The sequence below is a fragment of the Paramicrobacterium salitolerans genome (assembly GCF_051513965.1).
Taxonomy (GTDB): Bacteria; Actinomycetota; Actinomycetes; order Actinomycetales; family Microbacteriaceae; genus Paramicrobacterium.
Genome location: NZ_CP195847.1, coordinates 297,689 through 310,866 on the forward strand (window position 1 = coordinate 297,689; position 13,178 = coordinate 310,866).

The following is a 13,178-nucleotide window of genomic DNA, read 5'->3' on the forward strand; positions in this document are numbered from 1 at the left end:
GGCTCGTGAGACTGGCACTGCCAGTCTCACGAGCCGAGGAGGCGCAATGAGAATCATTAAGAGGGTCTTCAACAACAACGTCGTGAGTGCGGTTGGAAAAGACGGAAACGACGTCATCTTGGTCGGTTCAGGGCTCGGGTATCTCGCGAAGAAAGGCATGAAGGTACACGAAGACCGTGTGGAGCGAGAATTTCATCTCACAGGTTTGGGCAAAGACGGCGCATTCCGAATCCTCCTGGAAATACCGACTCCTGTGATCGCTGCCGTGTCTGCATTGGTCAAGGAGGTGCGTACCCGCTTTAACTACACACTCACACCTGCGGCAGAAGTGGCCCTCGCTGATCACCTTGCGCAGGCAATCGAACGCTCTGAGAACGGCGAGAACCTTCCCAACCCGATGCTGTGGGATACAAGGACGAGCTATCCGCAGGAATACTTGCTCGCAGAGCGCATGCTCGCGATCGTCGAGACTTCGCTTGGTGTGCAACTACCCGAGGATGAAGCAGGTTTCGTCGCACTGCATTTTGTGAACGCCGGTATCTTCAGCGGGAGTCAGCGCGCGCTGTCTCACAGCGCGGCACTCAGCCATGTGCTTGAGATCATTCGCAACGAGCTAGACCTCGACTTGCCCCCGAACTCACCGATTACTCGGCGGTTTGTCACCCATCTCAAGTTCGTGATGGAAAGAATCACGAGCGGTAGGACTCATGCAGGAACGCTGGATCCGGTTTTTGAGTCGCTTCGAGAGAACCATCCAGACGCCCGAGCGTGCGCAGCCCGTGTGAGCGATTACCTGCAGGAAGAATTCTCTGAACAGCTCAGTGACGAGGAGGACTTCTATCTGATGCTTCATCTCATCCGAGCTCGGGATGCTTTCGCAGCAGAAATGCGTCCCCCAGAGTCAGAACAGTAGCTTCGAGTGCAACGCGAACTGGAAAGGACAAGCGGCTGGCCGCATCCAACGGCGATAAGCTGACATCATGCACGGTGAATACAAGGTTCCGGGTGGAAAGCTGGTCGTCGTCGACCTCGAGGTAGACGACGGAATCATCACCGATTTCGCCCTCGCCGGAGACTTCTTCCTCGAGCCCGATGACGCGCTGGGCGCGATCAACAACGCGATCATCGGCATGTCCGCCTCGAGCGACACGAACGCGTTCGCGACAGCTGTGCGTGAGGCTCTGCCCGCGGATGCCGCTCTGCTCGGGTTCACCCCGGAGTCGGTCGGCGTCGCAGCGCGCCGCGCTCTCACCCAGGCTGCGAACTGGCGCGACTACGAATGGCAGATCATCCACGCTCCGGCGGTGCCGCCGCGGATGCACCTCGCCCTCGACGAGGTGCTCACCGCGGAAGTCGGTGCGGGGCGTCGTGGGCCGACCCTGCGCATCTGGGAGTGGAACGAGTCCGCCGTCGTGATCGGTAGCTTCCAGTCCGTCAAGAACGAGGTCGACATGGTTGGCGCTGAGAAGTACGGTTTCGACGTCGTTCGTCGTGTCTCGGGCGGCGGCGCCATGCTCATGAAGAAGGGCGAGATCATCACGTACTCGCTCTACGTTCCCGCCGAGCTGGTTCAGGGCATGTCGTTCGCGGATTCCTACGCCTACCTCGACGAATGGGTGATCGAGGCACTCCGCTCACTCGGCATCGCCGCGGAATACAAGCCGCTGAACGACATCACGAGCCCCGGCGGCAAGATCGGCGGCGCTGCCCAGAAACGTCTCGGCAACGGCGGAGTGCTGCACCACGTCACCATGAGCTACGACATGGACGGCGAGGTCATGACCAAGGTGCTGCGCATCGGCCGCGAGAAGATGAGCGACAAGGGCACAACGTCTGCCGCCAAGCGCGTCGACCCGCTGCGTAGCCAGACCGGGCTGAGCCGCGACGAGATCATCGAGCGGATGAAGCAGACGTTCGTCTCGCAGACCGGTGCGACCGATGGTGAGATCACGCCCGAAGAGTACGCGGAGGCCGAGAAGCTCGTCGAGACCAAGTTCTCGACGGAGGCGTGGCTGAACCGGGTTCCGTAATGGCCGCGCGGAGGGTGCGGCGGGGCGGTGTGCCCGCGGCATCCGATGGTGCTGACATGACTGAGCAGAGGATGCCCGAGGACAGCTGCGTTCTCGAAGGCGATAACCTGCGCGTGCTGCCGACGTTGCCCGATGGTGCCTTCACCCTCATCTACATCGATCCGCCGTTCAACACCGGCCGGGAGCAGCGGCGCACCGAGACGACGCACGTGCGTGCGAACGGGGTCGGCTCGGGGCGGGTCACCGGCTTCAAGGGGCAGACATACGAGAGGATTCGCGGCCAGCTGCGGCGCTATGACGACGCCTTCGACGACTACTGGGCGTTTCTCGAGCCGCGCATTCTTGAGGCGTGGCGGCTGCTCGCTGATGACGGGACGCTGTACCTCCACCTCGACTATCGCGAAGCGCATTACGCGAAGGTGCTGTGTGACGCGGTATTCGGCCGCGACTGCTTTCTCAACGAGATCATCTGGGCGTACGACTACGGCGGCAAATCGAAGTCGCGGTGGCCCACGAAGCACGACACGATTCTCGTGTACGTGAAGAATCCGCAGAGCTACGTCTTCAACTCCGACGCGATCGACCGTGAGCCGTACATGGCGCCGGGGCTGGTGACGCCCGAGAAGGCAGCGCGTGGGAAGCTCCCCACTGACGTGTGGTGGCACACGATCGTGTCACCGACGGGCAAGGAGAAGACCGGCTACCCGACGCAGAAGCCGCTGGGCGTGCTTCGACGGATCATTCAGGCCTCGAGCAACGAGGGCGACTGGGTGCTCGATTTCTTCGCTGGCAGCGGTACGACCGGTGCCGCGGCGAAGGCGCTCGGACGCAATTACGTGCTCGTTGATCAGAACCCGGAGGCACTTGCGGTCATGCGGAAGCGTCTGGCGTAGCATCCCTTCGCCGCCCTGCCCTCCCTGCCCTGCCCTCCCTGCTCTCTGTGCCCTGCTCTCCCCTCCCCGCCGCGCTACAGAAAAGGGCTTGCGCTACAGGAATTCCTGTAGCGCAAGCCCGAACAAATAGCGCGGTTGGGGAGGGGCTAGCGGAGCGGGTCGAACGGCGCGATCGCCGGGTCCGTTCGGCCCGTCGTGATCCGCTCGGCGAGGAGCTTGCCCGTCGCCGGCCCGAGAACGACGCCCCACATGCCATGGCCGCCGGCCACGTAGACGTTCGGCGCACGCGTCGCGCCCACGAGCGGCAGCCCGTCCGGAGTGACCGGGCGTGAGCCGACCCATTCGTCGTGCCGGTCGTCGAGATCGATGCCGGTCATCAGCGTGCGCACCTGGTTGACGATCGCCTCCACGCGGCGCGGCTGCAGCGGCTCGTCCGGCCCGCGGAACTCCATGGTGCCGGCGATGCGCAGTCGCCCCTCGTAGGGCGTGCAGGCGATGCGTTGGGTCGGAAGGTAGATGGGATGCTCCGCCGGTTCGTCTGTCTCCACCGTGAACGAGTACCCGCGGCCAGCCTGCACCCGCACAGAGACGCCGAGCGGCCGGGCCAGCTTCGGCAGCCACGCACCGGTCGCGATGACGACGGAGTCGGCGGTGAGCACCTCTCCGCTCGCGAGCGTCACCGAGGGGTTGCCGTCAGAGTTCACGGCCGTGACCTCTTGGTCGAGTCGGAGGTCGCCGCCACGCTCGCGCACCGCGTCAGCGAGCGCGTGGGCGAAGTGCGACGGTTCGATGAAGCGCTGCCCCTCGAGCCGGTACGCCACAGCGATCTCGTCGGAGAGCTGCGGTGCTAGCTCACGCGGGTTCTTGAGTCGCGTCAGCTCGGCCTGCTGGCCGTGCCGCACGACACCTGCGATCTCGTGGAGGAACCCGGCGGAGTCCTTCTCCTCAGCGAACCCGATCACGAACGGACCCTCGCGCGTCCAGGCGTCGACTCCGCCGTCCGTCAGCTCGTCGAACGACTCAAGCGCGAGCTTGTCGATCGGGGTCAGCCGCTCCATCGCGTGATCCCATGCGCGCTGCGTGCCGTGGGCGGCGAAGCGCGCGAGAAACGACCACAGTCCGAGGTCGACGCGAATCGGAATGTGCAGCGCGGCATCCGGATCGACAAGCGCTTTCGGACCGTACGTCCAGATGCTGGGGTCGGCGAGCGGAATGGTCTTGGCTGGTGCAAGCCACCCGGCATTGCCCCAGGACGACCCCGCCGCGACGCCGTCGCGGTCGAGAACCGTCACCTCCACGCCCTGTTTCTGCAGGTGCCACGCAGTAGCGAGACCCACCATTCCGGCACCGATGACTATGGAACGCGCCATCACGCTCTCCTCCTATCACTTCCCTTATGGGGCTTGTGCTTCTTTTTTCCTTGTGAGGTTTCTAAAGGGTTTCGCCGTGCCTGTTCGCGCGGATCAGCGCAGCCCAGCGAGGGAGTCCTCGAGCGCCACCCACGCGAGCATGGCGCACTTGACCCGGGCGATGTAGCGCGACACGCCCTCCAGCACGGCAGCGTCGCCGAGCGGTTCGTCGTCGTCGACGCCCGCGCCCTTCGAGCGCATGAGCTCGCGGAAGAGCGCGATGCGCGCGGGGGCATCAGTCACCGGCATCCCCGCTGCGAGGTCGCTCAGAAGCGACGCCGACGCCATCGAGATCGAGCAGCCGGCGCCCTCCCACGAGAGCGAGTCGATCGTCTGCCCGTCGGCCGACAGGTGAACCTGCAGGGTGAGCTCGTCACCGCAGGTCGGGTTCATCTGATGAGAGGATGCCGCAGACCCGTCGCGCAGCCCGAAGCCGTGCTTCTCACGAGCGTGGTCGAGGATGACCTGCTGGTACAGATCGTCGAGGCTGCTCATGCGGCGGCTCCGAAGAATCGACGCACGTCGGAGAGCGCCTCGAGGAAGGCGTCGACGTCATCGGTCGTGTTGTAGAGGTAGGTGCTGGCTCGCGTGGATGCCGTCATGCCGAAGCGCCGGTGCAGCGGCTGCGCGCAGTGGTGGCCGACGCGCACCGCGATGCCCCGGTCGTCGAGGTACTGCCCGACATCGTGCGCGTGAACCCCCTCGAGGTCGAAGGCCGCGAGTCCCGTGCGGGCGGCTGGGTCCTCGGGCCCGAGCAGCCGCACGCCGGCGATCTGCTGCAGTCCGTGGACGAGGCGCGCGCCGAGCTCGTGTTCGTGAGCGGCGATGCGGTCGAGCCCGACGACACTCAGGTAATCGCACGCGGCGGCGAGGGCGACGGCCTGCGAGATGCGCTGCGTGCCCGCCTCGAAGCGCTGCGGCGCCGGAAGATACTCAGCGGACTCGAGCGTCACAGTGGTGATCATCGACCCGCCGGTCAGGAACGGCGGCAGAGCATTCAGCAGCTCGAGGCGACCGTAGAGCGCGCCGATTCCCGTTGGGGCGAGCATCTTGTGCCCTGATAAGACCGCGAAGTCGACGTCGAGCTCGTGCACGTCCACCGACATGTGCGGCACCGACTGGCAGGCATCCAGCACCACAAGGGCACCGACCGCGTGCGCCAGCGAGACGAGCTCCGCGACCGGGGCGATCGCCGCCGTCACGTTCGACACGTGTGAGAACGCGACGATGCGCGTGCGCTCGCCGATCAGACCAGCGGCGACGTCGAGCCGCAGCTGCCCCTGCTCGTCGACGGGAATCGCCTTCAGCACAGCGCCCGTGCGTGCGGCGAGCTCCTGCCAAGGAATGAGGTTCGCGTGGTGCTCCGCCTCGGTCACGACGATCTCGTCGCCCTCGCGTAGCCGGAAACGCTCGGATGCCGCCCCACCACGACCCGCGCTCGCATTGCCGATCGCGTACGCGACGAGGTTCACGGCCTCCGTCGCGTTGGAGGTCCAGACGATCTCTCCGGCATCCGCACCCACGAATGCGGCGACGCGTTCTCGTGCCTGCTCGAAGATCTCCGTCGCCTCGGCCGCGAGCGTGTGAGCTCCGCGGTGCACGGCGGCCGTGTGGGTCTCGACGAACGACCGTTCCGCGTCGAGCACAGGCGTGGGTTTGAGGCTCGTCGCACCGGAGTCCAGGTAGACGAGCGGGCGTTCGTTCACCGTCTGGCCGAGCTCGGCGAAGTCGGTGCGGATGCGGCCCACCACCGCGTCAGAGAGAGAAGCAGCCTGAACAGTCACGCTTCCATTGTCCCGCGTCGGACGTCGCCGTGGGGCAGATGACGTCATGAAGTGCGCGGCGCCGTCGACTCCCTGACGACCAGCTCGAGAGGCATCATGCTCGCGTGCGGAACGGTCTCGTCCCCGTCGATGAGCCGTACGAGCGTCTCGGCCATCGCCATCCCCATCTCTTCAGGCGACTGGTTGACCGTGGTGAGGGGTGGGGATGCCGTCGCCGCATAGCGGTCGTTGTCGAAGCCGACCACCGAGACATCGTCCGGAACTCGCAGCCCGGCGGTCCGCAGCGCCGAGTACGCACCGACTGCCATCTGGTCGTTCGCGGCGAACACCGCGTCGACGGGCTCGTCGAGCGCGATGAGCCGGCGCATGCACTCGGCACCGGATGCCGGGGAGAAGTCGCCGTTCACCACGAGGGAGTCGTCGAGACCGGCATCCGCCATCGCCCTGCGCCACCCAGCGAGCCGGTCATGACCGCCCGGCATGTCCGTGCGCCCGGCGATCGTGGCGATCCGTCGATGCCCGAGATCGATGAGGTGCTGGGTGGCGAGTCTGGCGCCCTCGACGTTGTCGACGTCGACGTAGTACCCCTCGCCCTCCTCCGCGATGAGGGGCCGGCCGGCGAACACCATCGGAATCGAGGCGCCGAGCTGGGTGTACGAGAGGTCGCTCACGTGGTGCGACACAATGAGCGCTCCGTCGACGTTGCCGCCGCGGAGGTAGCGACGCGTCTTCGACGAGGAGGTCTCGGTCTCCATCAGCAGACTCAGCGTGTACTCGGTGTCGGCGAGGTGAAGGGCGACGCCCTGCACGATCGACGCGAAGAACGGGTCGTCGAAGACCTTCGAGGCTGTCTCCGGCACGATCACCGCGATCGCCTGAGTGCGGCGGCTCGCGAGCGACCGCGCGACGCGGTTCGGAACGTAGCCGAGCTCATCGATCGCGGCGTTCACGAGGGCGACGACCTCGTCGGTCACCTTGGGGGAGTTGTTGACGACCCGCGAGACGGTCGCTCGCGAGACCCCCGCGCGTGCGGCGACGGCCTCGAGGGTGGGCGCGCCCGAGCTCTTCACAGTGCGTTCCGGCATCGCGCCCTCCCTCGTGTCGTTGTCACCACCTTAATGGGAGGATGCCGCGGTGCTTCCGCTCTGCGAGCGCGCCGCCTCGGCGATTGTCGCGTACTCCAGTCCGGAGTCCTTGATGGTGCGCTCGAGCGTGTCGTAGTCGACCCGCACGATGCCGAATCGCTTGCCGTAGCCCCACGACCACTCGAAGTTGTCGAGCAGCGACCACACGAAGTAGCCGCGTACATCGGCGCCGTCCGCGATCGCGTCAGACACCGCCTGGATGTGGTCGCGGATGTACGCGGTCCGCTCCGGGTCGTGCACGGCGCCGTCGGGGGAGACGACGTCGTCGTACGCGGCGCCGTTCTCGGTGACGTAGAGCGGCGGCAGCGTCGGGTATTCGCGGCCCAGTCGCGTGAGCAGCATCCTCAGCCCTGACGGGTTGACCTCCCAGTCCATCGCCGTTCGCGGCAGACCCCGCGACGGGAAGGAGAGGTACTCGCTGCCGACCCACGGCGAGGCGACGGGGCGATCGGTTCCGCCGCCGTGGCCGTCTGCTCCGTCGTCCGGGTGCCCGGAGATCTGGTCGTCGTGGTAGTGGTTGACGCCGAGGAAGTCGATCGGCGTTCCGATGATCTCCATGTCTCCGGGTTCGATGCGCTCACGGAGCCCGAACGGTGTGAGGTCCTCGAGAGTGTCCTCCGCATAGGCGCCGGTCACGATCGGCTCGAGGAAGACGCGGTTCTGCAGCACGTCGAAGCGGCGCGCCGCCTCGACGTCGACCGGGTCCTCCGGGTCGCGTGGAATCGCGTTCGAGAGGTTCAGCGTGATCCCGATGTTCTCGGCGCCCAGCTCACGGAGGCGACGAACGGCGAGCCCGTGCGCGAGGTGCTGGTGGTGAATCGCCGCAATCGCGGCATCCGGTTCCTGCCTGCCCGGCGCATGCACGCCGGACGCATACCCGAGAAGCGACGAGCAGAACGGCTCGTTGAACGTCGTCCAGTGCGTCACCCGATCGCCGAGCGCCTCGTACATCACCTCCGCGTAGCGGACGAAGCGTTCTGCGGTCGCACGGTTCGCCCAGCCACCGGTCTCCTCCACCGCCTGCGGGAGATCCCAGTGGTAGAGCGTGAGCCAGGGCAGGATGCCGTGCTCAAGCAGCTCGTCGACAAGACGGCTGTAGAAGTCGAGTCCCTTCTGATTGACCGGTCCGTCGTCAGGCAGCACACGCGCCCAGCTCGTGGAGAACCGGTAGGAGTCGAGACCGAGCCGCGACATGATCGCGACGTCCCCCTGGTAACGGTGGTAGTGGTCGACGGCGGTTTCGAGGTCATCGCCGCGCGCGACTGCTCCGGGAACGCGAGCGAAGGCATCCCAGATCGAATCGCGCTTGCCGTCTTCGTGGCCGGCGCCTTCGACTTGGGCGGCGGCGGTCGCCGACCCCCAGATGAACGACGGCGGGAACGAGAGTGTCATCAGCCCTTCACAGCTCCTTGCATGATTCCGGAAATGAGTTGCTTACCCGCGATGATGAACAGGATCAACAGCGGAATGGTTGAGAGTATCGCACCCGCGAGCACGATCGAGTAGTCCACGTAGTGCGCCGACTGCAGCTGGCTGAGTGCCGTCTGCAGCGTCGGGTTGGTCGAATCGAGCACCAGGAGCGGCCAGAGGAAGTCCGTCCAGGCGGTCATGAACGTGAACAGGGCGAGAATCGCCATCGCCGGGCGCGCCGCCGGCACCGCCACGTGGAAGAAGGTGCGGATCATGTTCGCGCCGTCGACCCGGGCCGCCTCGATCAGCTCGTCGGGAATGACATCGACGAGGTACTGCCGCATGAAGAACACCCCGAACGCCGTCACGAGGAGCGGAATGATGACCGCCCCGATGTGACCCGTCCACCCCCACGTGCGCATGAGCATGAACAGCGGGATGATGCCGAGCTGGGTCGGAACGGCGAGCGTCGCGACGACGAACACCATGAGACCGTTGCGCCCGCGGAAGCGGAGTTTCGCGAACGCGTAGCCCGCGAGAGTCGAGAACGTCACGACCGAGATCGTCACCACCGTCGAGATGATGAGACTGTTGCCGAGCGCCTTCCAGAACGGAATGGACTCGAGCACCGTCTGCACGTTGATCCAGAACCGGCCGCCCGGAAGAAGCGGCGGCCAGTCGAGACCGAAGTCGGAGTTGCTGCGGGTCGACATGATGAACGACCACCAGAGCGGGTACGCCGAGCAGACGAGGAACACCGTGAGGAGCCCGTAGGTGAGGAACCCCGGTCGGCGATCGATGCCGTAGAAGCGGCGGCGGCCGCCGGCATCCGTACTCTGTCTCTTAGAGCGAAGTGCGACGCTCATCGCGTGACCTCCCGTGCGTTCCGGGCCGCGACACGCCGCTTGCGTCGTGTCGACGCGACCTTGGTCTCGGCCGTCGCGATCGTCTTCGACAGCATGAAGTTGATGACACCGAACGCGACGATGATGAGGAACAGCACCCACGCGATAGCGGATGCCTCACCGAAGTTCTGGCGGAAGAACGCCATCTCCCAGAGGTAGAGCACCGTGGTCTGGAACTGGCGTTGAGCGCCGCCCGCTGTAGCGGCATCGAACATGCGGGGCTCGACGAAGATCTGCAGGCCGCCGATCGTCGCCGTGATGATCACGAAGACCATCGTGGGGCGGATGCTCGGCAACGTGATGCTGAAGAAGCGGCGCAGCATGCCCGCGCCGTCCAGCGACGCCGACTCGTGCACATCGCGCGGCACCGACTGCATCGCGGCGAGGAGGATCAGCGCGTTGTAGCCCGTCCAGCGCCAGTTGACCATCGTCGCGATCGCGATGTGGCTGGCGAACGTGTCGGTCTTCCATCCGATCGCGTCGAGCCCGATGTTCTGCAGCACGTTGTTGATGAGCCCGTAGTCTTCACTGAACATGTTCGAGAAGATGAGCGCGACAGCCGCGGGCGTGACAACGTAGGGGAGCAGAACGCTCATGCGCCAGAACGTCTTCGCACGGATGTTCTGGTCGAGCACGGCCGCAATGAAGGTCGCCGCGACGAGCTGCGGAATGGCGGACAGAATGAAGATGCTGAACGTGTTGAACAGCGAGTTCCAGAAGTACTCGTCCTGAAGAACAGAGGCGAAGTTGCCGATGCCGACGAAGTCGCCCTGACCCTTCAGGAGATCCCAGTCGTACAGCGAGACGACGAACGTATAGATGAGAGGGAAGAGCCCGACGAGGCCGAAGAGGATGAAGAACGGTGCGACGTAGGCATACGGGGATGCCTTGACGTCGACGCGGCTGAGCCAGTGCCGGCGCCGTTCGGCGCGGCTCGGCTCATGCGCGCGCGTGGTGCGCGGCGGGGTGGAGGTGCCCCTGCTGAGTGTCGCAGTCATGAAGTGCCCAATCGTGCGGGCTCCCGGCGCGCGGCCGGGAGCCCGCTGATCATCAGTTGTCGACGACGAGTTCCTGCAGAAGGTCGAGCGCCTTCTGCCAGGCGTCGTCTGCGGTCGCCTTCTGCTGATCGAGAAGGTCGAGCGCGGGTCCGAAGACGTTCTCCTGGATGACCGAGTCGTCCGGTCCCTTGAACTGCGCCTTCACGCCTTTGGCGCGCTCAGCGAGGATCGCACCGGTTGGAGCGTCGTTGAACAGCTCGTTCGGGGTGGCCTCCTCGGCGAGCGTCTTCTCGGCCTCGATCGTGCTCGGGAAGTTGCCGGCGGCCTGCGACTGCTTGACCTGCTGCTCGGGAGCGGTCAGCCACGCGGCGAGCTTCGCGGCTTCCTTCTGGTGTTCGGAAGTGGTGGGGATGGAGAGGAACGAGCCGCCCCAGTTCACCGGCCCGCCCGGGAAGACATCGGCGAAGTCCCAGCCGGTGCTGGCGTCGCCGCCGCCGGCCTCAAGCTGCCCCTTGATCGTGCCGAGCATCCAACCGGGGCACACGAACGTCGCGAAGGAGCCGTCGACGAAGGCCTTGCCGCCGCCCCAGTCCCATTCCTTTTGTGCCGCGGACTGCCCATTCAGCGTGGCCTCGGCCAGCTGGTCGAAGCGCGCTCGAAGCTCGGAGTTGCCCTCGACGTTGAGGTCGCCGTCAGAGGTGTAGTACCCCTCGTCGAGCTGGTTCACCATCGAGTTCCAGACGAAACCGGAGTGGTCGTACCAGGCCTTGCCGGTCTTCTCGGTGTATTCCGCACCGAGCTTGAAGTACGTGTCCCAGGTCGCGTCATCGCCGCCGAACAGCTCGGCGACGGCATCCCGGTCACTGGGCAGGCCGGCCGCCTCGAACAGCTTGCCGTTGTAGCAGAGCCCCGTCGGACCGATGTCGGTGCCGTAGCCGATGACGCGCCCGTCGGGGTCGGTGCCCTGCTCGAACTTCCAGTCGAGCCAGCGGTCTCTGATGTCCTGAGCGCCGAAGTCGTTGAGGTCGACGAACTGGTCGGAGACCTCCATGATCGCGCCGAGCCAGCCCTCCTCGATTGCGACGATATCGCTCAGGCCGGAGCCGGCGGCGAGCTTCGTGAACGCGTCGGTGCGAGCGTTTCCGCCGGTGTCGATGTTGGTCGCCTTGATGGTGATGTTCGGGTTCAGCTTCTCGTACTCCTTGTAGAGGTCGTCGTAGCCGAAGGTTCCGAACGTGGTGATGGTCAGCGTGGTCTTGCCGTCGTCCGAGGCCGAGCCGCTGTCTGCCGAGCAGCCAGCGGCCAGGAGGGCGATTGCGGCCGCGCCCGCGACGGAGGCGATCGCCTTCGTGCGTCGTGCGTGTTTCACGGTCACTCCTTTGTGGATTCTTGGTGGGGGCGAACGTGAGAGCGCTCTCATTATAGATCGTGAGAGCGCTCTCACGATTTGTGGAAATGAGCATAACCGGCTCTCGCGGCGTTTGTCAATGAGCAATGTTCACCTCCCTCCTCCCCGCGCGCTATTTGTTCGGGTTTGCGCTACAGAAATTCCTGTAGCGCAAACCCGAACAAATAGCGCGGTGGAGTGCGGCGGGGAGAAGCGGGAGTCCCTGAACTGTGTTCTCAGGCGCGCGTGGTGTCGGTCACGTACCATGGAGGGCGTCGTTCTGAGTCCCGAAAGGTTCGCATGCCCCGTTCTGCCCGCGTCGCTGGCCTGCTGTCTGCGCTCTCGGTAGCCGCGATGCTGCTGTCAGGGTGCACTGCTGCGTCAGCGGATGCCGCAAGCGGAACAGCCGAACAGGAGCCTCAGCGCCCAGTGCCCACGGCAACCGCAACGGCTGTCGCCGCACCATCGGTCGCTGAGCTGGCCCCGGTGAGCGGATCTCTCTCCGGCGGAGACACCGTGACGATCACGGGCTCGTCGCTCTCCGGTGTCACGGGCGTCACCTTCGATGGCGTGGCTGCGACAAACGTCACCGTCGTCGACGCGAACACGGTCACCGCCGTCGCGCCGAGAGACGCGACGTATCAGCCGGGAGACGCCGCCGTCGAGGTGCAGGTCGGCGAGCAGACCATCGCGGCGGGAAACGACCTCGTCTACGAGTACCAGGCGATCACCCCGGTCGACCATCAGATGCAGTACGCGCTGTCGTACTGGAAGGACTACAACGACGAGGTCTGGGGTGACTTCAACCCGCGGGGCGGAGACTGCGCGAACTTCGTGTCGCAGACCCTCGTGGCTCGGGGCTGGTCGCAGACGTCGACCTGGTACAACAACAGCGGTTCGGCGTCGAGCACGTGGTCGTTCGTCCCCTCACTTGATAACTGGCTAAAATCCGGCGGCCCCGACGTGACGCGGCTGTCGATCGAGGAGCGCAACAAGGTCAAGGTCGGCGATGTCGCGGTCTTCAGCTGGAGCGGAACCACCTATCGAGACCACGTCATGATCGTCTCCGACGTCATTCCGCAGGAAGACGGCACGAACAAGATCGAACTCGTTGGGCACAACCTCGACTACGACTTCCGCGATCTCGACGAGACACTCACCGAGGAGCACCCGGGCGGCACAGCCTGGTTCTACTCGATTCCCGAGTAACGCCGGCC

The 13,178-nt window shown here is 65.4% G+C and carries 12 protein-coding genes; 4 read left to right on the forward strand and 8 right to left on the reverse strand.

The window, feature by feature from the left end:
* Positions 1–46 precede the first annotated feature (46 nt).
* From ACSAGD_RS01400 to ACSAGD_RS01410, 3 genes are all read left to right on the forward strand, one after another.
* The gene (locus tag ACSAGD_RS01400; protein WP_437583936.1) at positions 47–913 is read left to right on the forward strand and encodes a PRD domain-containing protein; all 867 of its coding nucleotides are present in this window, start codon (positions 47–49) and stop codon (positions 911–913) included.
* Between the two features lie 67 nt (positions 914–980).
* The gene (locus ACSAGD_RS01405; RefSeq protein ID WP_437583937.1) at positions 981–2,030 is read left to right on the forward strand and encodes a lipoyl protein ligase domain-containing protein; all 1,050 of its coding nucleotides are present in this window, start codon (positions 981–983) and stop codon (positions 2,028–2,030) included.
* A gap of 56 nt (positions 2,031–2,086) precedes the next feature.
* Complete coding sequence (locus ACSAGD_RS01410; RefSeq protein WP_437583938.1) at positions 2,087–2,923, forward strand: DNA-methyltransferase; 837 nt, start codon at positions 2,087–2,089, stop codon at positions 2,921–2,923.
* A 146-nt stretch (positions 2,924–3,069) separates the two neighbouring features.
* Here the strand turns inward: ACSAGD_RS01410 and ACSAGD_RS01415 are convergent, their stop codons facing one another.
* The 8 genes from ACSAGD_RS01415 to ACSAGD_RS01450 all read right to left on the reverse strand — a co-directional run bounded on the left by ACSAGD_RS01415 (position 3,070) and on the right by ACSAGD_RS01450 (position 11,943).
* Positions 3,070–4,293, reverse strand: a complete 1,224-nt coding sequence (locus tag ACSAGD_RS01415) for an NAD(P)/FAD-dependent oxidoreductase (RefSeq protein ID WP_437583939.1) — start codon at positions 4,291–4,293, stop codon at positions 3,070–3,072.
* Between the two features lie 93 nt (positions 4,294–4,386).
* Entirely contained in the window at positions 4,387–4,827 is a 441-nt protein-coding gene (gene sufU / locus ACSAGD_RS01420) for a Fe-S cluster assembly sulfur transfer protein SufU (RefSeq protein WP_437583940.1), read from the reverse strand.
* Complete coding sequence (locus ACSAGD_RS01425; protein WP_437583942.1) at positions 4,824–6,164, reverse strand: aminotransferase class V-fold PLP-dependent enzyme; 1,341 nt, start codon at positions 6,162–6,164, stop codon at positions 4,824–4,826. The genes sufU and ACSAGD_RS01425 overlap by 4 nt, the downstream gene beginning before the upstream one ends.
* Entirely contained in the window at positions 6,161–7,201 is a 1,041-nt protein-coding gene (locus ACSAGD_RS01430; RefSeq protein ID WP_437583944.1) for a LacI family DNA-binding transcriptional regulator, read from the reverse strand. The genes ACSAGD_RS01425 and ACSAGD_RS01430 overlap by 4 nt, the downstream gene beginning before the upstream one ends.
* Positions 7,202–7,231: 30 nt before the next feature.
* On the reverse strand, positions 7,232–8,653 hold the full coding sequence (locus ACSAGD_RS01435; protein ID WP_437583945.1) for a GH1 family beta-glucosidase: 1,422 nt from the start codon (positions 8,651–8,653) through the stop codon (positions 7,232–7,234).
* Positions 8,653–9,537: a carbohydrate ABC transporter permease gene (locus tag ACSAGD_RS01440; protein ID WP_437583946.1), complete on the reverse strand. Its 885-nt coding sequence runs from the start codon at positions 9,535–9,537 to the stop codon at positions 8,653–8,655. Before ACSAGD_RS01440 ends, ACSAGD_RS01435 begins: the two co-directional genes overlap by 1 nt.
* A complete protein-coding gene (locus tag ACSAGD_RS01445) occupies positions 9,534–10,574 on the reverse strand; it encodes a carbohydrate ABC transporter permease (RefSeq protein WP_437583947.1) in 1,041 nt (346 codons plus the stop codon). Before ACSAGD_RS01445 ends, ACSAGD_RS01440 begins: the two co-directional genes overlap by 4 nt.
* Before the next feature lie 52 nt (positions 10,575–10,626).
* Complete coding sequence (locus tag ACSAGD_RS01450) at positions 10,627–11,943, reverse strand: ABC transporter substrate-binding protein (protein WP_437583948.1); 1,317 nt, start codon at positions 11,941–11,943, stop codon at positions 10,627–10,629.
* A 318-nt stretch (positions 11,944–12,261) separates the two neighbouring features.
* On the opposite strand from ACSAGD_RS01450, the gene ACSAGD_RS01455 reads away from it, so the two are divergent.
* Entirely contained in the window at positions 12,262–13,170 is a 909-nt protein-coding gene (locus ACSAGD_RS01455) for an amidase domain-containing protein (protein WP_437583949.1), read from the forward strand.
* Positions 13,171–13,178: the final 8 nt, after the last annotated feature.